This is a genomic window from Chitinimonas lacunae, from assembly GCF_042650885.1.
Taxonomy (GTDB): domain Bacteria; phylum Pseudomonadota; class Gammaproteobacteria; order Burkholderiales; family Chitinimonadaceae; genus Chitinimonas_A; species Chitinimonas_A lacunae.
Map to the genome: position 1 here is coordinate 45,290 of NZ_JBHSBU010000002.1, position 19,119 is coordinate 64,408.

Consider the following 19,119-nt stretch of genomic DNA (forward strand, 5'->3'; position numbering starts at 1 on the left):
CAATATTCATAGCCGACTTCAAAGATAAATAAATGCCCAGTTTCGCTTACCGTGCCAGAGACCCTGGCGGAGCCCCGATCGACGGCACGATAGAGGCAGTCGACCTCGATGGCGCAGCCAACCAGTTGCGCGAGCGCGGCCTGACGCCGATCCGGCTCGAACCGGTCAAGGAGGGGCTGGGGCTCAAGCTGTCGGGGCTGCATTTCGGGCCACGGGTGCGGCCTGAGGATCTGATGCTGTTCTCGCGCCAGATGAACACCTTGATGAAGTCGGGGGTGCCGATCCTGCGCGCGCTGGCGAGCTTGCAGGAATCGGCCGCCAATCCGGCCTTCGGCGAAGTGATCGGCCGCCTGCGCCAGAGCCTCGATTCGGGCCGCGAAATGAGCATCGCCATGCGTGACAGCGGCGAATTCACCAATTTCTACATCAGCATGGTCCGGGTCGGCGAGGCCACCGGGATGCTCGATCAGGTCTTTATGCGGCTGTTCGTCCATCTCGAATTCGAGAAGCGGATGAAGGCCCAGATCAAGAGCGCCCTGCGCTATCCGAGCTTTGTGGTGATCGCGATGGCAGTGGCGATCTCGGTGATCAATGTGATGGTGATTCCGGTGTTCGCCGGGATCTTCAAAGGCTTCAAGACCGAATTGCCATTGATGACCCGGATCATGATCGGCTTTTCCGATTTCACCGTGAATTACTGGCCCTGGCTGCTGGGCCTGATCGCCGCAGCCGTCCTGGCGGTGCGCGCTTGGCTCGGCACCGAGGCGGGCCGCTTGCGTTGGGATCGCTGGAAACTCTCCTTGCCCATCGTCGGGCCGATCGTGAGCCAGGCGACGCTGGCCCGTTTCTCGCGCAGCTTCGCCCTCACGCTCAGAAGCGGCGTGCCGATCACCCAGGCGATGCAGGTCGTGGCCGAAGTGGTGGACAACGCCCATGTCAGCCTCAAGGTGCGCGAGATGGAACTGGGCGTCGAGCGTGGCGAGAGTCTGCTGCGCAATGCCGTCACGGCCGGTATTTTTACCCCGGTGGTCTTGCAGATGATCGCCGTGGGCGAGGAAACCGGACGGATCGACGAGCTGCTTGAAGAGATTGCCGACATGTATGAACAGGAGGTCGCCTACGCCGTGGAAGGACTGTCGGCCAAGATCGAGCCGATTCTGATCGTGGTCCTTGCCGCCATCGTGCTGGCCCTGGCGCTTGGGGTATTTTTGCCAATGTGGGACCTTGGCAAAGTCGCGCTCAAGCGCGGCTAAATCGTGACGATATGAGGCCCGGCTTGCAGAACTTTCGCCTCGGCCAATCAGGTTGGCCGGTGCTGGAATGGGCACTGGTCCTGCTACTTGCCGCCCTGTTGACCTGGGTGTGCTGGTGGCGGGTCGAGTCGATGCTGGAGAGCGCCGAACGGCGCAGTTTCGAGCAGCAGTTGCAAAGCCTGCGTGACAGCCTGCGGATCGAGGGCGCACGGCGCAGCCTGGAGGCGCCGCATACCCTGGCCCAGCTTGTCGGCAGCAATCCGGTCCGTCTATTACGCGAGCCGCCCCCGCATTATCGGGGCGAGCAGGCACCGGGGGAGGAAGAGACGGCCCGGCCGATCTGGTGGTTCGACCGCCAACGCGGCGAACTGGTGTATCTGGCCCGCCATCGGCGCGAATTGGAGGCCGCTGCCGGAACGATTCGGTTGGCTGTACAATCAACCGCACCACAGAACAAACGTACCATCTTGACGATGGACACCCTCCGCTTGGAGCCGGTCACCGCCTTTCGGTGGCAAGACCGGGATTTTCGACCGTCCACCCCCAAGGAGCAGCATCCATGAATCGCCAAACCGGCTTCACCCTGATCGAACTGATCGCCGTTATCCTGATCCTCGGCATCCTGGCGGCCGTGGCCGCACCCAAGCTGATCGACCTCGGCAGCGACGCCCGCAGCGGCGTGGTCCGTGGTCTTGAAGGCTCGATGCGGGCCGCCAACACCATGCTCTATGCCAAGGCGGCCGCTGGCAGTGCACTCGGTGCCACAGGCTCAGTGACCATCAATGGCACCGCAGTGTCGCTGGTCTACGGTTATGCCTCGAGCGGTACGGAACTCGCCAAGGTGATGGACCTGACCCCGGCCGCCGACTTCACCGTCGCCGCCGGTTCGATCCAGCATGCCAAGGGCACCACCCCGGCAAGCTGCCAGGTCGCCTACACCGCCGCCGCTTCGGCCGGCGCCCAACCGACCTATACCACCACCGTCACCGGCTGCTAAGCGCTCCTATGTCACCCTCGCGTGCAGCCCGCCCGGTCCGGCTTCTGCCGGCTCAGGCGGGCTTCACGCTGGTGGAGCTGCTGACCGTCCTGCTGCTGGCAGCCATCCTGGCTGCCACCGTGGCACCACGAATCAATATCCGACCCACCTTCGAAGCACGCGGCTATGCCGACGAGGCCATCAGCGCCTTTCGCTACGCCCGCGCCGCGGCGATCGCCATGCGGCGCAATGTCTGCGTCACCATCTCCGGCGGCAATCTGCTGCAACTGCGCTATGCCCCGACCTACGGCGCCAGCGCCGCGGTTGCCAACTGCACCGCCAACCTCGGCCGCCCCGACGGCCAAAGCGGCGCCTACTCGCTGAGCGCCGCCACGGGCGTTGCCATTGCCCCCAACCAAAGCGTCATCTTCGACTCCCTGGGCCGCCCCGATCTGGCCAGTGCACTGACCGTTAGCATCTCGGGCGACAGCGGCAGCCTGACTCGCAGCTTTGTGGTCGAGGCGGAGACCGGCTATGTCCACGAATAGCCGTTTTTCTCGCCCAGCCTTTATCGCGGCTTATTTGCCCTCCTCTACCCATCCGAGCCGGCTGCTGAACAGTCCCAGCCGCCAGCGTCAACAGGGCTTGAGCCTGATCGAGCTGATCGCTTTCATGTTGATCGTCTCGGTGGCGCTGGCGGGCCTGATGTCGGCGTTCAATCTGTCGATGCGCCGCAGTGCCGACCCGATGCTGCAAAAGCAGCGGCTGGCGGTGGCCGAGTCGCTGCTTGAAGAAATCGTCCATCGGCCTTTCACCTGGTGCGACCCCGATGACGCCAATCTGGTGACCGCCAGCTCGGCCGCCGGCTGCGCCACGCTGGCCGAAGCCAGCGGCCCGGAAAGCGGCGAAGCGCGCGGCAGCAGTCTGAGTCCGTTCGATAACGTCAATGACTACCATGGCCTGACCATGAACGCCGGCATCCTTAGCGCCGTCGATGGCACGAGCGTCATTGCCGGCCTTGAGAACTACCGCGCCAGCGTCAACGTCGCCAACGCCGGCGCCGACCTGGGGCTGGCGGCTGACGCGGCACTGCGGGTGACGGTGACCGTCACCAGCGCCGACAACGAGCAGACGACGCTGACCGACTACGTCGCCCGCCACTCGCCCAACGCCACGCCATGAACCGTCCTGCCCACGGCTTCACCTTGATCGAGGCAGTGCTGGTCATCGCCATCACCGGGACACTGGCGGCCATCGTGGCGATGTTCATGCGAATTCCGGTCGAGGGTTATTTCGACGTCAGTCGCCGCACCGCCCTGTCCGACAGCGCCGACGGCGCACTCCGGCGGATGGCGCGTGAGCTGCGGGCTGCCCTGCCCAATAGCGTGCGCATCGCCAGCAGCGGCAGCGATCTCTATATCGAATTCCTGCCGGTGCTGGCAGCCGGCCGCTACCGCGAATCGGTGGAAAGCGACGGCAGCGGCGACCCGCTGCTGTTCAGCGCAAGTGACACCAGCTTCGATATTCTGGGCACCCCCATCACCGTCCCGACCGCCACCAGCTGGCTGGTGGTGGGCAATTTCGGCACCAGCGGCGCCGATGTCTACGCCGGCGACACGCGCAGCGCCTGGACCGGCACGGTAGGCGGCACCACGAGCAGCGCCAGCTTCAGTGCCATCCAGTTTCCGCAGCCTTCGCCCAACCGGCGCTTCTATGTGGTGGGGCAGCCGGTCACGTTCCGTTGCCAGCCCGGCAGCAGCGGCACGCTGAGTCGCTTTTCCGGCTATGGCGCGCCGCAGACCACCCAACCCACCAGCTTCTCGGGCAGCGGCAATCTGCTGGCCCAGCGCGTCAGCGCTTGCAGCGTGGCCTACAACGCCGCCGCGACCAGCCGGGGCGGCCTCGTGATACTGAGTCTAACGCTGAGCGAAGCAGGCGAGAGCGTGGCGCTGCTCAATCAGGTGCAGGTGAACAATGCGCCCTGATCGCCACAGCGGTTTCGCCATGCCGACCGCCATCTTCCTGTTGGTGGTGGTCAGCCTGCTGGCAGCGCTGATGCTGCGTTTCGTGGCGACCACGACCAGCGTCCAGCTACTTGATGTCCAGGGTGCCCGAGCCTACCGGGCGGCCCATGTCGGACTCGAAAAGGCGCGCTACGAGTTACAGATCAACGGCAATTGCCCGGCCACGGCCCAGACGCTGACCTCGCCCGCCGCCTTCAGCGGACTTACCATCGTCTGGCGTTGCAGCGCCAGCGGCACGGCGTTCAATGAAGGCGGCAGCAGCCGGCAGGTCTATCTGCTCAATGCCAGCGCAAGCGGCGGAACGCTGGGGCAGCCCGGCTATGTCGAGCGCGAGCTGCAAGCCAGTGTGGAGCGATAAGGAAAATTTCAGGAAAACCAACTGCAAGATGTATGGCGATATAGAGGAAATAATGAATATTTCATTTATCCGCCTGACGGAGCCGCCCCGATGAACCGTTCAAGTCTTGCCCAGCTGTTCGCCGTCTGGCTGTGCTTATTTGCCACCTGGGCCCAGGCGGCGTGCGGGCCGATTCCCTCGACCTATCCGGTGATGGGCGGCACGCTGTCGATTTCCAACAATATGCGGGTCAACAGCCTCAACGTCAGCAGCGGGGTGGCCAACAACCGGGCGATCAACCCATCGACCGGTGGCTGGACTGCCGTGTCGCCCGCTTCGCTGCTGCCCACCGTCTCGCCGGCCTGGCCCGGCACGCCCGGCTGGATCGTGTCGTTTCCCTGGTACAGCACCCTGACGCCCGACGACTACTGGTGGGTGGTGAGCCTTGGCAATGTCTCGACCACCCCGGGCACCTACAGCTTCGGTTCCCTGTCGGTCTACGGCTCGCTTGAGCTTGCTGCCGGCAGCTACTACATCAACGACCTTACCCTCAATGCCGGCGCCGTCATTACCACCACGGGCACGGTGCGGCTGTTTATCGGCAATTCGCTCTCCAGTGGCAGTGATGTCGATCTCAATGTCGGCGGCTCGGTCGCCAATCTGCAAGTCTATGTCTACAGCGGCTCCAGCCTAAGTTTCGGCAACAACCTCAACTTCCGAGGCGTGATACTGGGCGAGAGCGGCTCGAGCATCCAGTTCAGCAATAACGCCCTGATCCGGGGCGCCGTGCTGACGGCGGGCTATGCGCAGTTTTCCAATAATGCCCAGATCACCTATTCCGCCGCTGACGCCAGTGCTGTAGGCAGCATCAATACCTGCGGCGGGACGGTGACTCTGCAGAACTTCAACATCGACCCAGGCAGCGCCAGCGCCAATACCTGCTCGCCCAAATCGATCACCTTCACCGCCCGCAAGGCCGATGGCACCACCCTGACCAATTACAGCGGCACGATGACCCTGTCGACCTCGACCGGGCGCGGCGACTGGGCCAAGGTCAGCGGCGGCGGCACGCTCAGCAACGGCACGGCCAACGATGGCGCCGCCATGTACACCTTCGTTGCCGCCGACAATGGCCAGGTCGTGCTGTCGCTCGACAACGAACGCGCCGACGATCTGACCGTCTCGGCGCTCGATGCCACGGTGACAGGCTCGACTTCGACCTCGTCCACCATCCAGTTTCGCGACAACGCCCTGGTGCTCAATGTCAGCGAAAGTGCCAGCTATGTCGCCACCAACACCGCCTATGTCGGCGTCGCCGGCCGGCCGCATCGCTTTGAGGCCGAGGTATGGCGCAAGGACGCCAGCACCGGCAACCAGTGTCAGCTCGCCAGCAACTTCAGCGGCAACATCACCATGCGGTTCTGGATCACCCCGCACGCCCAGCAACCGGCCGGCGCGGCGCTGCCGGCCGTGGCAGCCGGATTGAGCGGCAATGGCTGTGCAAGTCCCGTGACGCTGGGCAGCAGCACACCCGGCTCGACCACACTGACGCTGGCTTTCAGCAGTGGCGTCGCCAGTTTCTATCTCTGCCCCGGTGATGTCGGTAAATACACGCTCAATGGTCAGATCAATCCAGCCACCCAGGTCGGCACAGGGCTGACGGCGCTCAACGCCAGCAGCAATACCCTGACCGTGCGGCCGTTCGGGCTGGCTATCTCGGGCCTCAGCTCGGCAGGCAGCAGCAACTCGGGCGGAACGGCCGCCTCCGACGCGGTATTCGGCGTGGCCGGCATGCCGTTCTCGGCCACCTTGACCGCCTATGGCTACAACCCGACGGGCAGTGTCGACAGCGACGGCAATGGCCATCCCGACAGCAACCAGAGCTTCAGCCAGCTCGATGTGACGGCCCGGCGCACCAACGGTTTTGCCGGCAGCGTCACCCTGTCCGCCCGCACGGCCGTAACCGGACAGACGCTGGGTGCACTGTCCAACCCAACCGTCACGCTCAGCGCCGGCAGCGCCACCCCGACCACCCTGGCCTATAGCGAGGTCGGCAGCTTTGCCTGGCGCGGCGCCAGCGACAATTCGCCGGTGCTGACCAGCTATCTCGGCACGCCAGTCACGCTGTATGCCCAGGGTTTTGTGGCAAGCGGCGCGCAGAACCAGACCGTGGGCCGCTTCAAGCCACATCATTTCGCGCTGGCCAGTGCCAGCGTCACCCCGGCCTGTCCCAGCGGCAGCTTCACCTATATGGGCCAGCCGCAACTCAATGCCCAATTGAGCGTGGAAGCGCGCAACGCCGCCGGAGTCATCACCAGCAATTACACGGCGGCGCTGGCGCGGGCCGGAAACAGCGGCGTGACGATCAATGGCGAGAACAACAATAGCGGCACGTCGCTGGCAGCCAGGCTCTCCGGACTGTCCGGCAGCTGGAGCAACGGCGTCTGGACCAGCCTGTCCACGGCCCGCCTGACCGTCTCGTCACCGACCTCCGCCACAGCCGACACCAGCTGGGGGCCTTATGACGTCTTCCAGCTGGGTGTCGTGGTCAACGATCCCGACGCCTCGGCCACCACCAGCGTCAGCGCCACCGATCAGGTCGGTCGGCCCAAGCTCGCCGGTCGCACGCTCCAGGACAACGCGACCAGTTGCACCGCCGACAGCTCGACCAGCGCCAGTGACGGCACCTGCACCACGGCAGCGCTTGGTACCACCAGCCGGGTGCGCTACGGCCGCGCCTGGCTTGGCCGCGCCACCAGCTATGGTCAGCCGCTGCGCATGCCATCCGAACTGCAATACTGGAGCGGCAGCACCTGGAGCCGTCACACGGACGACAGTTGCAGCGCCCCGCCTCCGGCCCAGTTGCGCTATTGCCCGGTCAATGCCACCAACCAGATCGGCAGCGGCCAGACCAGCGCCAGCAGCTATGCCACCGCCCAGGCCGGCCAGCTTGGCCTGACGCTGGCGGTGCCAACCCCCAACGCCAGCAGCAAGCGGCGCGACGGCATCGTCGATGTCAGCCTGAATCTGACCAGCCATCCCTGGCTCGGCTTTAACTGGGGCAGCGCCAACGACTGTGCGGGTACGGCCTTTGCCACCACGCAGCCGCGGGCCCGGGCGCAGTTCGTCAGCGGCAATAATCCGGGCAATTTGCTCTATCAGCGTGAGGTGTACTGAGGGGAAAGTCCGCCCATTGCGCATCACCACGCAAAAGGAAAATTTTAGGAAATTACACTGCAAGACAAATAGGCATATATTGATAGAAATGAAAAATTTACCAGCACCCCCTGGCTCTCACCCGACTGGGCGGACGATAGGGACGCGGGGTGGCAATCCGACCCGATAGCTTCATTTAGCAGGCCCCCAAGCGGTCGATAGGCTAAAAATCAGATAGATAGACAACCGTACGGCGCCCACCTGCCGTTTGAGTCACCGCCACGTTGGAGTCATGGATCGCCTATGCGCTGGATAGACCGTTTCGCCGTTCGCCCCGCCGGTTGTGTCGCTGTGGCTTGCCAGGGCGACCATGTGGCGGCGGTGCGGATGACGGGCGGCGAGCGGCCGCGTCTGCTCGATGCGACGGTCGAATCGCTGGGCGAGTCGCCGGCCCGGGCCATCGAACGGCTGGGACGGCGCTTTCCCCGGCAGAGTCGGGCCTTGTTGCTGCTCAATTCACGGCAATACCAGCTGCTCCAGATCGACCTGCCGGCCGTCGAAGCCGACGAATTGCTCGAAGCGGTGCGCTGGCAACTGCGTGACCGGCTCGATGGGCCGCTCGACAGCTATACCGTCGATCTGGTCGAGATCCCGCCCGACCCGGCCGCAAGCTTTCCACGGCGTGCCGGTTACGCAGCGGTCGTCCACAATGCCGAACTCGCCCCGTGGCAGATCCATTTCGCCCATAGCCGATTGCGACTCGACACGGTCGATATTCCTGAGCTTGCCCAACACAACCATCTGCAACTGGCCCAGCCGGGCGGGCAGGCCGCCGCGCTGCTGTCGGTGCTGCCGCAGGAGAGCCTGTTGACGATCGGCCCGGTCGGGCAGGTCTGTCTGAGCCGGCGGATCGAAGTCGGCGCCGCCCAGCTTGCCCAGCCTGACAATATCAGCCTGTATGAACGGATCGTGCTTGAGCTGCAACGCAGTCTGGACAGCTTTGAGCGCCAGTACGCCTCGTGGCCGCTTGAGCGGGTATGGCTTGCCCGCTTCGGCGATCAGGACAGCCTGCTTGGCCATCTGATCGAGTCGCTCTATCTGCCGGTCAAGCCACTGCGGCTCGAGGAATGGTTCGACAGCGCCGACCCAACCCTCAAGCTCGACGACCCGGCCGTGGCCGAGCAGTACTTCATGGCGCTGGGCCTGGGCCTGCGTGGATTGGAGTCGCCGTGAAACGCCGGCTCAATCTCTATAACGCCGCGCTGCTGCCGCGCGCCGATCGGCTCGATCTGATGCATGGGGTGTTCTATCTGGTCACGGCCCTGCTGCTGGCCGGCATAGCACTTGGACTGGTCCGGCGCGAAGCGGCGCAACGTGAACAGGCCGCCGCCCAGGCACAGGCTGCCTTGAACCAGAAAACCGCCGAACTCGCGCAACTGAGCAACCGGCCGCGGCCGACCGTTGACGGCGCCCTGGTCGCCGCGATAGCCACGGCCCGCGCCGAGCGCGACCGGCTCGATCAGGCGTTGATCCTGGGCGGGCAGCTGGCGCCACCGCCACAGTTCTCCCGGGTTCTGGCGGGGCTCGCTCGGACGGTGCCCGATGAGGTATGGCTGACTTCACTGGTGGTGGACAGCGGCGGGATGGTGCTCGAAGGCTGGGCCACGCAGGCCGATCCGGTCGCGCAACTGGCGCAGCGGCTGGGGCGTGACCCGGCATTTGGCGGCCGGCGCTTTGCCCGGTTCGAACTTGAACGCCAACCACCGCCCGGTGCCGCGCCCAGTCCGATCAGGCCGCCGGGTGAGTACCGCTTTGTGCTGACCAGCCAGGAGCGTGCCTTATGAAGGAACGCTGGCAGCGACTGGCCCAGGCTTTCAATCAGCGAGAACGGCGCGAGCGGGCCATCTTGCTTGGGTGCGTGATCGTGTTGGCGCTGTTTCTGTTCTATCGGGTGGGCATCGAGCCGGCCGAGCGTCGGATTGCCCAGGCGCGACAGAACGCGGCCAACCATCAGGCCCAGATTACCCAGCTCGAAGCCACGCGCAGCCAGCTCGAAGCCCAGGCCGCCATCGACCCCAATGCAGCAGCCCGGCAGCAGTTGCAGGCGCTTGAACGCGATATCGCCGCTCGCCATGTCAAGCTGGGTCAGCAGGGCGCCCGCGGTGCCGAGGCGCTGGTGCAGGCACTCGATGAAGCGCTGGCCGGGGCCGAAGGACTGACCCTTGGCCGTATCGAGGCGCTGCCGGCCGAACCGCTCGCCGCAGCGTCCGGTCCGTCCGACAAGCCAACCGGGCCGGTGCTCTATCGCCATCGATTGCGGGTGGCGGTCAGCGGGGCCTATCCAGCGCTACAGCGCTATGTCGAACAGCTGGAGCAACGGGCGCCTGAAGTGGCATGGCAACGGCTCGAACTCAAGGTCGAGCGCTGGCCCGTGTCGGTGCTGACGCTCGAATGGGCCATCATCAGTCGGGAGGCCAGATGGCTTGGCGCCTGATCCACCTCTTCGCCCTGATTCTGGGCACCCTGGCCCTGGCGGCCGACGGCGACCCGACCAAGCCGGTACACCGCCCGGTGACCCCGACCGAGGCCGGTGACACGCCCCGCGAGCCGGTACTGCAATCGATCCTGATCGGCTCACAGCGGCGTATCGCGGTGATCGACGGCATGGCACGTCGGGTGGGCGACCCGGTGGGTGATGCCGAAGTCAGCGCCATCGAAGCCGACCGGGTCAGCCTCAAGGGGCCGGGCGGCGTGCGGCAGTTGCGGCTGCTTGACCCGGCGCTGAGAAAAACCCCGCCCAGCGCCAAAAAGACCCCCGTGCAAATGCCAGACAAGCAAAGGAACCGCCATGATTCAGGCTGATCGCCGACTGCTACCGCTTGCCCTGCTGGGGCTGGCGCTGGGCGCTGGCGCCGACGGCACCGTGGCCGATCCGACCTCGGCCCTGTTGCCTGTGCCCGCGGCCCGGGCGACGAAACCGCTACCTCCGGGCGAGTCGCGTCCGGCAGTCCAACCGCTTGCCCGCGCCGACGACCGCTTCAATCTGATCGTCAACGGCGCCCCGGCTGCCCAGGTCTATCTGGCCATGGTGCAGGACACGCCTTACCAGATGCTGCTGCCGGCCGATTTCTCCGGCACCATCTCGGTCCAGCTCAATCGCGTCACGGTCCCCGAAGCGCTGGCAGTGCTCAAGGAACTGTACGGCTACGACTACCGTATCGATGGCCAGCGCATCACCATGCTGCCGCTGTCGGTGCAGACCCGGCTCTACCAGCTCAACTATCTCAACACCAACCGGCGCGGCGCCTCGGAAGTGCGGGTGCTGTCGGGCTCGATCGTCACCCAGGAAGGCGACAGCGGCAGTTCGAGCGCCAGTACCTCAAGCGATGGTAGCAGCACCGAAGGCAGCAGTTCCTCGCTGGAAACCACCCGGCTCAGCACCCAGTCGCAGGCCGATCTCTGGCGCGAAGTCAGCCAAGTGCTCACGGCCCTGGTCGGTCCGGGCGAAGGACGCGGCGTCACGGTGTCGCCCAATACCGGCATCGTGGTGGTGCGGGCACTGCCAAGCGAACATGCCCAGGTCAGCCAGTTTCTGCGCCAGGCCGAAGTGTCGCTGGCTCGCCAGGTGATTCTCGAAGCCAAGATCGTCGAAGTCTCGCTGGGCGACGGCTACCGGCAGGGCATCAACTGGGCGGCGTTCGGCACCCTCAAATCGTCGAGCGATACCGCCTTTTCGTTCGGTTTCCTGGGCGGCAAGATGACCGCCACCCCGCTTGAATACAGCGGCGGCAACGTCTCGGGCCGGCCCGAACGCTCGCTGAGCAACAACACCGACAACCCGCTGTTCGGCCTCGTGCTGCGGGCCGACAACTTCACCGCCGCGATTGACCTGCTCGAACAGCAAGGCACGGTGCAGGTGCTGTCCAGCCCGCGTATCGCCACCCTCAACAATCAGAAGGCGGTGCTCAAGGTCGGGACCGATGAGCTGTTTCTGACCGGTATCCGGGTCAATAGCACCACTTCCACCACGGGCGGCAATGCCACGGTGATTCCCGAACTATCGCTGCGCCCGTTCTTCTCGGGTATCGCTCTCGATGTCACCCCCCAGATCGACGAGCAAGGCAGCGTGATCCTCCATGTGCGCCCCTCGGTCAGCGAGGTCAATTCGGTCAATAAGCGCTTTGATCTGGGCGATCTGGGCACCTATACCCTGCCCTTGGCGTCGAGCCGGGTCAGCGAGACCGACAGCGTGATCCGCGCCCAGGATGGCCAGATCGTCGCCATCGGCGGCCTGGTGCGCGAAAGACAGGGGCAGGGCCAGGATGCCATTCCAGGTCTTGGCCGCCTGCCGGTGGTCGGGGGGCTGTTTCGCAGCGAGCAGCGGATGCAGGAAAAGCGTGAACTGGTCTTCCTGCTCAAGCCCATCGTGGTGCGCTCGGCCGAGACCTGGCAGCGCGAGCTGGCAGCGAGCGATCAGCGGATCGATGCAATCGCCGGCCCGACCCGCACCATCCGGCTGCCTTGATATGTACCTCGACTATCTGGGCCTGCATGCCCCGCCCTTCGCCCTGCTGCCCGATACCGCCTTCTTCTATGCCGGCTGGCAGCATCAGGCGGCACTCAATACCTTGCTGCTGGCAAGCAGCGCCGGCGAAGGCTTTATCAAGATCACCGGGGAAGTCGGCACAGGCAAGACGCTGCTGTGCCGCACTTTCCTGGCTGCGCTCGAAGCCGACTGCCTCAGTGCTTTTCTGCCCAATCCCTGCCTGACGCCCCCGGCCATCCTCAGCGCCATCGCGAGTGAATTGGGGCTTGCCGACTTTCGGGCCGAGGAGCCGCTTCAGGCGCTTCATGGCGCCTTGATCGAGCAGGCGGCACGCGGGCGGCGGGTCGTGCTGTGTCTTGATGAGGCGCAGGCGATGTCCGATGAGGGGCTGGAGACGCTGCGGCTGCTTGGCAACCTCGAAACCGAGAAGCAGAAACTGCTGCAAGTCGTGCTGTTTGGCCAACCCGAACTCGATCAGCGGCTGGCGCGGCGCGAGCTGCGCCAGTTCGCCCAGCGTATCGCCTTCAGCCACCGGCTGGGCGTGCTGGCGCGCGAGGAGCTGGACGCCTACCTCGGCCACCGGCTCGGCACCGCCGGCTACCGCGGGGCACCGCTGTTCAGTCAGGCGGCGGCGGCCGCGCTGTATCGCTACAGCGGCGGGGTGCCGCGTCTGATCAATATCCTGGCCCACAAGACCCTGCTGCTGCTTTATGGCCGGGGCCAGCGGCGCGTTCGGGCTGCCGATGTCGCTCAGGCGGCACTCGATACGCCGGCCGCACCACGGCGCTGGCTGGCCCATGCCGAGGCTAGGCTGCCGGCCTGGTTAGGGACATGAGCGAGCCAAGCGAACAGACAAAAGCAGCACCTGCTTCGCTTCTCCCCCTCAGCGTTATGTCTAGTAATGGCGCTGATTAGATTATTTGGCAAGGAAACGAAAAAACCGCCATGAGCGTCCTCAATACCGTTCTGCGCGATCTGGCACAGCGCCAGGGCCTGCAAGCCCTGCCCGCCCGGGTGGCCGCCGTCGAGCCGCCACCGCCCCGGGTCTTATGGCGCTGGTGGTTGATTCCGCCACTCTTGGCCGGCGCAGGTGGCTTCTGGTGGCTGACGCGGTCGGAGCCCCCACCTACCGCGCCTGTCGTAGCAAGCCAGCCGATCAGCGCCCCGACGCCGGCCTCTCCCGCTCCCGCTACGGTCCCGCCAAGCCCCCTAGCAGCCGCGGTCACCGCGCCGCCTCGAGCCCAAACGCCACCCGCCCCGGCTCCGGCCATTGCGCTGGAAGAGACTCCGACGCCGCCCAAGCGCCCCGGCCTCGACCCGACCAGCCAGAAACAGGCCATCGCCCTCCATCTCTGGGCTGCACGGCGCCAGCTCGATCTGGACCGCTCGGGCCCTGCCAAGATCGAGCTGGTCGCCGCGCTGGGGCTTGATCCGGGCAATGCCGCAGCCCGCCTGCTGCTGGCCCGGGCCTGGGAAATGGAGAACCGGCCACGTTCGGCCGAAGTGGTGTTGGAGCGAGGGCTGGCCGCGCGTTCCGAAGCCGAGGTGGCACAGCGGCTCGCCACCCTACAGCTTGGGCGCGGCGCCGAGACGACGGCGCTAGCCACGCTACGGAGCCATCTGCCGGCAGGAAGAAACCAGGCGGACTATCTGACCTTGCTGGCCACGCTGGAGCAGCGGGCAGGACAACTGGGAACGGCACTCGACCATTACCGGGCAGCGCTGGCGCTGGCACCGCGGTCGGTCCGGGCAAGAGCAGGATTGGGATTTGCGCTGATCGCCCAAGGCGAGCGCGAAGCCGGGCGGCAGCAGCTGGCGCTGGCGCTGCCGCAGGCCGATGAGCGCTTGCGGGCGGCGATCAGCCAGACCTTGAACCTAGGCGGACAGGCCGAAGCGGCGCCCGCTCAAGCGTCCGAGCGAACGGCCACGGGGACAGCCGACCTGCCCAGCAAAATGCCTTGATAGGCATCTGCAACACAGCGTCCACTTGACCAAGCAGCCGAACCGAAGCTCGTAAGCCGCCATCGCGTCCCCGGCCATCCTCTGCACAGGAGACCACCATGGTGCATGGCGCCGCTTACGGTTTGGCAGGCTTGGACGCCATCTTTAAGGGAATGGGCGGGAGAGACGGGTCCGATACAGGCTGACCGGACCCGGAAGTGGGTTCGCTGGACAGGTCTTTACTGCCCCAGCAGGCACTCGGCCGCCCGGTGCGGCAGAACCACCCGCTGGCCGTCGGCGCCGCGATAACCCAGGCACAGACTCAACAAGGCGGCATTGGCTGCCTCGGTTGAGGGATATTCAAGCCGCAGGATAAAGCCACTGCGGCGCAGGCCCGGGTCGGACAGGGCGACGGCAACATCGGGCCGGTCCAGCGAGGCAAGTTCGATCTTGCTGGGCGCCACAGGCGCAGACAGTTCGAGCCGGCGCTCAGGCAGCGTATCGGGCAGCCTGACCCAGCCTACCGCCACCACGGCAGCACCTTCGACCGTGATCCGGTCAAGCGAACCATCGGCGCGCACGGCAGGCGGCCAATCGGACAGCCAGGACGATTCGATATCCACGCAGTTGCGGATCCGATCGATCGGAAACAATCCGGTCGCCCGCGCCTCGGCCAGGGCCTTGGCCGCATGGGTCTGGCCCGGATAGGCATAGACCGAACAGGTGCCCGGCTCGGCCTGCAAGGCCAGATTATTGTCGTAATGCTGACGCAGCTCGGCCTTGTTCACCCGGTAGGTGGCCACCCAGCCCACGGCCAACAGCGCCATCAGCAGCCAGCTCAACACCTTTCGGCCACGGCCCATCTGGTCGATGGCCGGTGCGGCCATCCCGATCAGCAGCGCCAGCAACAGACAGCCATAGAGCGAATAGCGCGAACTCAAGGCCGCCTCGACCCCGATGCTGGCCCGGCTCCAGGTCGCGGCCAGCGCGCTCAGCAGCAGCAACCCCAACCAGGCCAGCAGCACCGGCGAGCGCGAAGTCGGCACGCGCCACCACGCCAGCGCCAGCCCGATCAGCAGCAGTGCGCCCGCCGCCATCGCCGCATGGGCAGCCCTGAAACCGGCCCCGATAAAGGCCAGGAAGAACATCAGCACTTCGTGCGGCCGGCTCAACAGCAGGGTCGAGGCATTGGCAATCTTGGTATCGACCACGAAATACTGGCGCAGACCGATATAGAACGCCGCCAACGCCGCCCCGACGAGCAGCCACAGCGCCAGCGCCCGCCAGCGCCGCTGCGGCACGAGCACCAGTACGCCGGCGGCAAACAGCAGCAGACCATTGCCCTGGGTAAAGGTGGCCAGCACGGCCAGACCCAGCCCCAGACCGAACGCTCCCCGGCTCGGCCGCGCCAGCCAGACCAGGGAAGCCCAGGCAAGCACCAGCACCGGCAGATTGGACAGCGCCGTCATCGCCCAGATGCTGGCTTCCCAATAACTCAGATTGAACAGCGCCAGTGCCGCCATCACCTGCCACAGCGGCCGCTCGCGCAAATGCGGAAAGGTCGCCCGCCAGCACAGATAGAGCCCGAACAGGCTCAGATTGCCCAGATAGATATACCAGGCGAAATCGACCCGGCCGAACAGGCGCCATTGCACTTCACCGAGCAATTTGACCGGCACGATCAGATGGTCCACATGCGGGTGAAACAGGAAGTTGAACCAGTTGCCGTCACGATGCAGATCGAGCAGGGCAATCAGGATGGCGTCGTAGTCGTCCCAGTAGGGAATGTTCTGGGTATGGCGGGCCACCATCACCAGATAACAGGCAAAGACCAGCACCGGCCCAAGCAGCGGCGGCAGCGAGCGTGCCGACCAGCCGGCAGACGAAGGAGAATGCGCAAGCATCATGGGTGCTCGACCTATCTATGGTTGCGAAAAGGGAATCGGTGCCGGGCACGGACGAGCCCGGCAAGCGGCGTAGCAGCTATGCGTTTTTCGCATGAATAAATGGCTAGATGCAACGCCAGTTATTGCAATTATCTACTTATAGATATAACTGTTACGCATAGCTGGCAATCAGGCTTCCAGCAGCGCCAGAATCTCGTCGGTCTTCTGCCGCATCAGTGCCGGATCAGCCCGGCTCTCGACATTGAGCCGCAGCAAAGGCTCGGTATTGGAACTGCGCAGATTGAAGCGCCAATCGGCAAATTCGAGGCTCAGGCCATCGGTCCTGTCTTCGATCAGTGCTTCGGCCCGGTAACGCTCGCGTACCCGCTCAACGGCCGCCACGGGGTCAGCCAGTCGCCGGTTGATCTCGCCCGAGGCCGGATAGCGGCTCATCCGCTCCCCGACCAGCGCCGACAAGGGCTGGCCGCGCCGACTGATCAGTTCGATCAGCAACAGCCACGGAATCATGCCGCTGTCGCAGTAGGCAAAGTCGCGGAAATAGTGGTGCGCACTCATCTCGCCACCGTAGATGGCGTCTTCGAGCCGCATCCGCTCCTTGATGAAAGCGTGACCGGTCTTGCTTTGCACCGGCACCCCGCCGCCCGCTTCGACCAGCTCGACCGTATTCCAGGTCAGGCGCGGATCGTGGATGATGCGCGCGCCCGGGTGGCGGGCCAGGAAGGCTTCCGCCAGCAGGCCGACGATGTAATAGCCCTCGATGAATTCACCGCGCTCGTCGAACAGAAAGCAGCGGTCGAAGTCGCCATCCCAGGCAATCCCGAGATCGGCGCCATGGCGCCGCACCGCCTCGGCCGTGTCGGCCCGGCATTCGGGCAGCAGCGGATTGGGAATACCGTGCGGAAAGGTGCCATCGGGTTCGTGGTGGAGCTTTACCCAGTCGATCCGGGCACCGGCCGCAGCCAGCGCGGCTTCGAGCGCATCCACCACATGCCCCGCCGCACCGTTGCCGGCGTTGACCACCAGTTTCAGCGGCCGCAGCGCCGTCGGTTCGATATAGCTCAGCAGATGCGCGATATAGGGCCCGAGCAGGCAAGTGGCCGACAGCGTGCCGACCCGCTCCGCCGCAGCGAATTGACCGCTTTCGGCCAGACGGCGGATCGCGTCGAGCCCCGAATCGCCACTGATCGGCCGCGCGCCGCCCCGCACCAGCTTCATGCCGTTGTAGTCGGCCGGGTTATGGCTGGCGGTGACGACGATGCCGCCGTCCACCTCGAGGTGCCAGGCGGCAAAGTAGATTTCCTCGGTGCCGGCCAGGCCGATATCGATCACATCGGCGCCGCCCTCCCGCAGGCCGCGCGCCAGCGCCGCCTTGAGCGCCGGCGTCGAGAGACGGACATCCCCCCCCACCACCACCCGGCGCGCCTGTTCGATGTCGGCAAAGGCGCGACCGATCCGATACGCCACTTCCTCATTGAGTTCGTCAGGCAGCCGGCCACGGATATCGTAGGCCTTGAAACAGCTCAGATTCATCATTCCCCCTCAACGCCGGCCGTACAGGTCTTCAAAACGGACAATATCGTCCTCGCCCAGATAATCGCCGCTCTGCACTTCGATCATCACCAGATCGATCACGCCGGGATTGGTCAGCCGATGGCGATGGCCGGCCGGGATATAGGTCGATTCATTGGTACGCACCAGGAATTCGCGCTCGTCGTTGACCACCCGGGCCGTGCCGCTCACCACGATCCAGTGTTCGCTGCGGTGGTGGTGCATCTGCAAGGACAGGGAGCCACCGGGCTTGACCACGATGCGCTTGATCTTGAAGCGCTCCGCTTCCTCGAGCACGGTGTAGGTGCCCCAGGGCCGCGCCACGGTGCGATGGAGACGATAGGACTCGTGGTTGTCGCGCTTGAGCCGCTCCACCACTTTCTTGACGTCCTGCACCCGGTCGCGATGGGCAACCAGCAGGGCATCGGGCGTGTCGACGATCACGGCGTCGTCGATGCCGACCGTGGCCACCAGCCGGCTGCCACCCTGGATAAAGGTGTTGTGGGTATCGACCAGCACCGCCTCGCCGCGCACCCGGTTGCCCTCGGCATCGGCGGGCGTCAGTTCGGCCAGGGCCGTCCAGGAGCCGACATCGCTCCAGCCGAATTCGGCCGGGACTACCGCGACATTGTCGGCTTTCTCCATCAAGGCGTAGTCGATCGAAATATCGGGCAGCGCGGCAAAGCGCTCGGCATCGAATTGCAGCCAGTCACCCTCGCTTTGCTCGCGGCTTGCCTGCCAGACCGCTGAAGCGGCCTCGAACCAGTCGGGGCAATGACGCGCCAGGGCATCGAGCAGGGTCGTGGCGCTGAAGCAGAAGATGCCAGCATTCCACAGATGGCGGCCGCCTTCGAGGTAAGCGCAGGCAGTGACGGCGTCGGGCTTTTCGACGAAGCGGGCCACGCGACGGCCACCCATATCGAGCGGCTCGCCCAGCTCGATATAGCCATAGCCCGTGTGCGGCTCGGTCGGGCGGATGCCGAACGTCACCAGCTCGCCCTGAGCTGCCAGCCGGGCAGCCAGCGCCACGGCGGCGCTGAAGCGCTCGTCGGCGTCGATCGCATGGTCGGCAGCCAGCGCCAGCAGCACACTGTCCGGGCCATGCCGCTCAGCGGCATAGAAAGCGGCCAGCGCCAGCGCCGGCGCGGTATTGCGGCCCACCGGCTCGAGCAGGTAGTGCTGCGGACAGCCAAGCTCGCGGCCAAGCGAGCGGGCCGCGTCCTGCGACAGGAAGTAGTAGTCGCGGTTGGTGACGGTGAGCAGCCGCTCGACGCCGGGCAGGGCAGCAGCGCGCAGCCAGGTCTTCTGCAACAGGTTCTGGCCATCGGCAAGCGGCAGGAAAGGCTTGGGATAGGCCGCGCGCGAAGCCGGCCACAGCCGGGTGCCGGCGCCGCCGGACAGAATCACGGGTATCAGGGTCGATGTGGCCAA

At 65.4% G+C, this 19,119-nt stretch carries 18 protein-coding genes; 15 read left to right on the forward strand and 3 right to left on the reverse strand.

The window, feature by feature from the left end:
* Positions 1-32: 32 nt before the first annotated feature.
* The 15 genes from ACFOW7_RS20635 (at position 33) to ACFOW7_RS20705 (ending at position 14,254) form a co-directional block, all read left to right on the forward strand.
* Positions 33-1,253 carry a type II secretion system F family protein gene (locus ACFOW7_RS20635; protein ID WP_378168219.1) on the forward strand — a complete coding sequence of 407 codons (1,221 nt, stop codon included), beginning with the start codon at positions 33-35 and terminating at the stop codon, positions 1,251-1,253.
* Positions 1,254-1,276: 23 nt separating this feature from the next.
* Positions 1,277-1,816: a hypothetical protein gene (locus tag ACFOW7_RS20640; RefSeq protein WP_378168222.1), complete on the forward strand. Its 540-nt coding sequence runs from the start codon at positions 1,277-1,279 to the stop codon at positions 1,814-1,816.
* The gene (locus ACFOW7_RS20645) at positions 1,813-2,250 is read left to right on the forward strand and encodes a type II secretion system protein (protein WP_378168224.1); all 438 of its coding nucleotides are present in this window, start codon (positions 1,813-1,815) and stop codon (positions 2,248-2,250) included. Before ACFOW7_RS20640 ends, ACFOW7_RS20645 begins: the two co-directional genes overlap by 4 nt.
* A gap of 8 nt (positions 2,251-2,258) precedes the next feature.
* Complete coding sequence (locus tag ACFOW7_RS20650) at positions 2,259-2,777, forward strand: GspH/FimT family pseudopilin (RefSeq protein ID WP_378168226.1); 519 nt, start codon at positions 2,259-2,261, stop codon at positions 2,775-2,777.
* Positions 2,764-3,411 carry a type IV pilus modification PilV family protein gene (locus tag ACFOW7_RS20655; RefSeq protein ID WP_378168227.1) on the forward strand — a complete coding sequence of 216 codons (648 nt, stop codon included), beginning with the start codon at positions 2,764-2,766 and terminating at the stop codon, positions 3,409-3,411. Before ACFOW7_RS20650 ends, ACFOW7_RS20655 begins: the two co-directional genes overlap by 14 nt.
* Complete coding sequence (locus ACFOW7_RS20660; RefSeq protein WP_378168230.1) at positions 3,408-4,214, forward strand: type II secretion system protein J; 807 nt, start codon at positions 3,408-3,410, stop codon at positions 4,212-4,214. Before ACFOW7_RS20655 ends, ACFOW7_RS20660 begins: the two co-directional genes overlap by 4 nt.
* On the forward strand, positions 4,204-4,611 hold the full coding sequence (locus ACFOW7_RS20665) for a hypothetical protein (protein WP_378168232.1): 408 nt from the start codon (positions 4,204-4,206) through the stop codon (positions 4,609-4,611). Before ACFOW7_RS20660 ends, ACFOW7_RS20665 begins: the two co-directional genes overlap by 11 nt.
* A gap of 90 nt (positions 4,612-4,701) precedes the next feature.
* Positions 4,702-7,767: a DUF6701 domain-containing protein gene (locus ACFOW7_RS20670; RefSeq protein ID WP_378168234.1), complete on the forward strand. Its 3,066-nt coding sequence runs from the start codon at positions 4,702-4,704 to the stop codon at positions 7,765-7,767.
* A 282-nt stretch (positions 7,768-8,049) separates the two neighbouring features.
* On the forward strand, positions 8,050-8,979 hold the full coding sequence (locus ACFOW7_RS20675; RefSeq protein WP_378168236.1) for a hypothetical protein: 930 nt from the start codon (positions 8,050-8,052) through the stop codon (positions 8,977-8,979).
* Positions 8,976-9,590 carry a PilN domain-containing protein gene (locus tag ACFOW7_RS20680; protein WP_378168238.1) on the forward strand — a complete coding sequence of 205 codons (615 nt, stop codon included), beginning with the start codon at positions 8,976-8,978 and terminating at the stop codon, positions 9,588-9,590. Before ACFOW7_RS20675 ends, ACFOW7_RS20680 begins: the two co-directional genes overlap by 4 nt.
* Positions 9,587-10,240 (forward strand): type II secretion system protein GspM, encoded by a 654-nt coding sequence (gene gspM, locus ACFOW7_RS20685; RefSeq protein WP_378168240.1) that lies wholly within the window; start codon positions 9,587-9,589, stop codon positions 10,238-10,240. Before ACFOW7_RS20680 ends, gspM begins: the two co-directional genes overlap by 4 nt.
* Positions 10,225-10,608, forward strand: coding sequence for a hypothetical protein (locus ACFOW7_RS20690; RefSeq protein ID WP_378168242.1), 384 nt, complete (start codon positions 10,225-10,227; stop codon positions 10,606-10,608). Before gspM ends, ACFOW7_RS20690 begins: the two co-directional genes overlap by 16 nt.
* Positions 10,595-12,271 (forward strand): secretin N-terminal domain-containing protein, encoded by a 1,677-nt coding sequence (locus ACFOW7_RS20695; RefSeq protein WP_378168244.1) that lies wholly within the window; start codon positions 10,595-10,597, stop codon positions 12,269-12,271. The genes ACFOW7_RS20690 and ACFOW7_RS20695 overlap by 14 nt, the downstream gene beginning before the upstream one ends.
* Position 12,272: 1 nt before the next feature.
* A complete protein-coding gene (locus ACFOW7_RS20700) occupies positions 12,273-13,127 on the forward strand; it encodes an ExeA family protein (RefSeq protein WP_378168246.1) in 855 nt (284 codons plus the stop codon).
* Positions 13,128-13,237: 110 nt separating this feature from the next.
* Entirely contained in the window at positions 13,238-14,254 is a 1,017-nt protein-coding gene (locus ACFOW7_RS20705; protein WP_378168248.1) for a tetratricopeptide repeat protein, read from the forward strand.
* Positions 14,255-14,472: 218 nt separating this feature from the next.
* On the opposite strand, the gene ACFOW7_RS20710 is transcribed toward ACFOW7_RS20705, so the two are convergent.
* The 3 genes from ACFOW7_RS20710 to ACFOW7_RS20720 form a co-directional block, all read right to left on the reverse strand.
* Positions 14,473-16,140 (reverse strand): hypothetical protein, encoded by a 1,668-nt coding sequence (locus tag ACFOW7_RS20710; RefSeq protein ID WP_378168250.1) that lies wholly within the window; start codon positions 16,138-16,140, stop codon positions 14,473-14,475.
* A 168-nt stretch (positions 16,141-16,308) separates the two neighbouring features.
* Positions 16,309-17,673, reverse strand: coding sequence for a phosphomannomutase CpsG (locus ACFOW7_RS20715; protein ID WP_378168252.1), 1,365 nt, complete (start codon positions 17,671-17,673; stop codon positions 16,309-16,311).
* A 6-nt stretch (positions 17,674-17,679) separates the two neighbouring features.
* Complete coding sequence (locus ACFOW7_RS20720; RefSeq protein ID WP_378168254.1) at positions 17,680-19,119, reverse strand: mannose-1-phosphate guanylyltransferase/mannose-6-phosphate isomerase; 1,440 nt, start codon at positions 19,117-19,119, stop codon at positions 17,680-17,682.

Coding starts and splice junctions, on each gene's coding strand:
- ACFOW7_RS20710 (WP_378168250.1), bottom strand. CDS start 16,140: ATGATGCTTGCGCATTCTCCTTCGTCTGCCGGCTGGTCGGCACGCTCG.
- ACFOW7_RS20635 (WP_378168219.1), top strand. CDS start 33: ATGCCCAGTTTCGCTTACCGTGCCAGAGACCCTGGCGGAGCCCCGATC.
- ACFOW7_RS20675 (WP_378168236.1), top strand. CDS start 8,050: ATGCGCTGGATAGACCGTTTCGCCGTTCGCCCCGCCGGTTGTGTCGCT.
- ACFOW7_RS20655 (WP_378168227.1), top strand. CDS start 2,764: ATGTCCACGAATAGCCGTTTTTCTCGCCCAGCCTTTATCGCGGCTTAT.
- ACFOW7_RS20690 (WP_378168242.1), top strand. CDS start 10,225: ATGGCTTGGCGCCTGATCCACCTCTTCGCCCTGATTCTGGGCACCCTG.
- ACFOW7_RS20645 (WP_378168224.1), top strand. CDS start 1,813: ATGAATCGCCAAACCGGCTTCACCCTGATCGAACTGATCGCCGTTATC.
- ACFOW7_RS20665 (WP_378168232.1), top strand. CDS start 4,204: ATGCGCCCTGATCGCCACAGCGGTTTCGCCATGCCGACCGCCATCTTC.
- ACFOW7_RS20705 (WP_378168248.1), top strand. CDS start 13,238: ATGAGCGTCCTCAATACCGTTCTGCGCGATCTGGCACAGCGCCAGGGC.
- ACFOW7_RS20695 (WP_378168244.1), top strand. CDS start 10,595: ATGATTCAGGCTGATCGCCGACTGCTACCGCTTGCCCTGCTGGGGCTG.
- ACFOW7_RS20700 (WP_378168246.1), top strand. CDS start 12,273: ATGTACCTCGACTATCTGGGCCTGCATGCCCCGCCCTTCGCCCTGCTG.
- ACFOW7_RS20650 (WP_378168226.1), top strand. CDS start 2,259: ATGTCACCCTCGCGTGCAGCCCGCCCGGTCCGGCTTCTGCCGGCTCAG.
- ACFOW7_RS20660 (WP_378168230.1), top strand. CDS start 3,408: ATGAACCGTCCTGCCCACGGCTTCACCTTGATCGAGGCAGTGCTGGTC.
- gspM (WP_378168240.1), top strand. CDS start 9,587: ATGAAGGAACGCTGGCAGCGACTGGCCCAGGCTTTCAATCAGCGAGAA.
- ACFOW7_RS20715 (WP_378168252.1), bottom strand. CDS start 17,673: ATGATGAATCTGAGCTGTTTCAAGGCCTACGATATCCGTGGCCGGCTG.
- ACFOW7_RS20670 (WP_378168234.1), top strand. CDS start 4,702: ATGAACCGTTCAAGTCTTGCCCAGCTGTTCGCCGTCTGGCTGTGCTTA.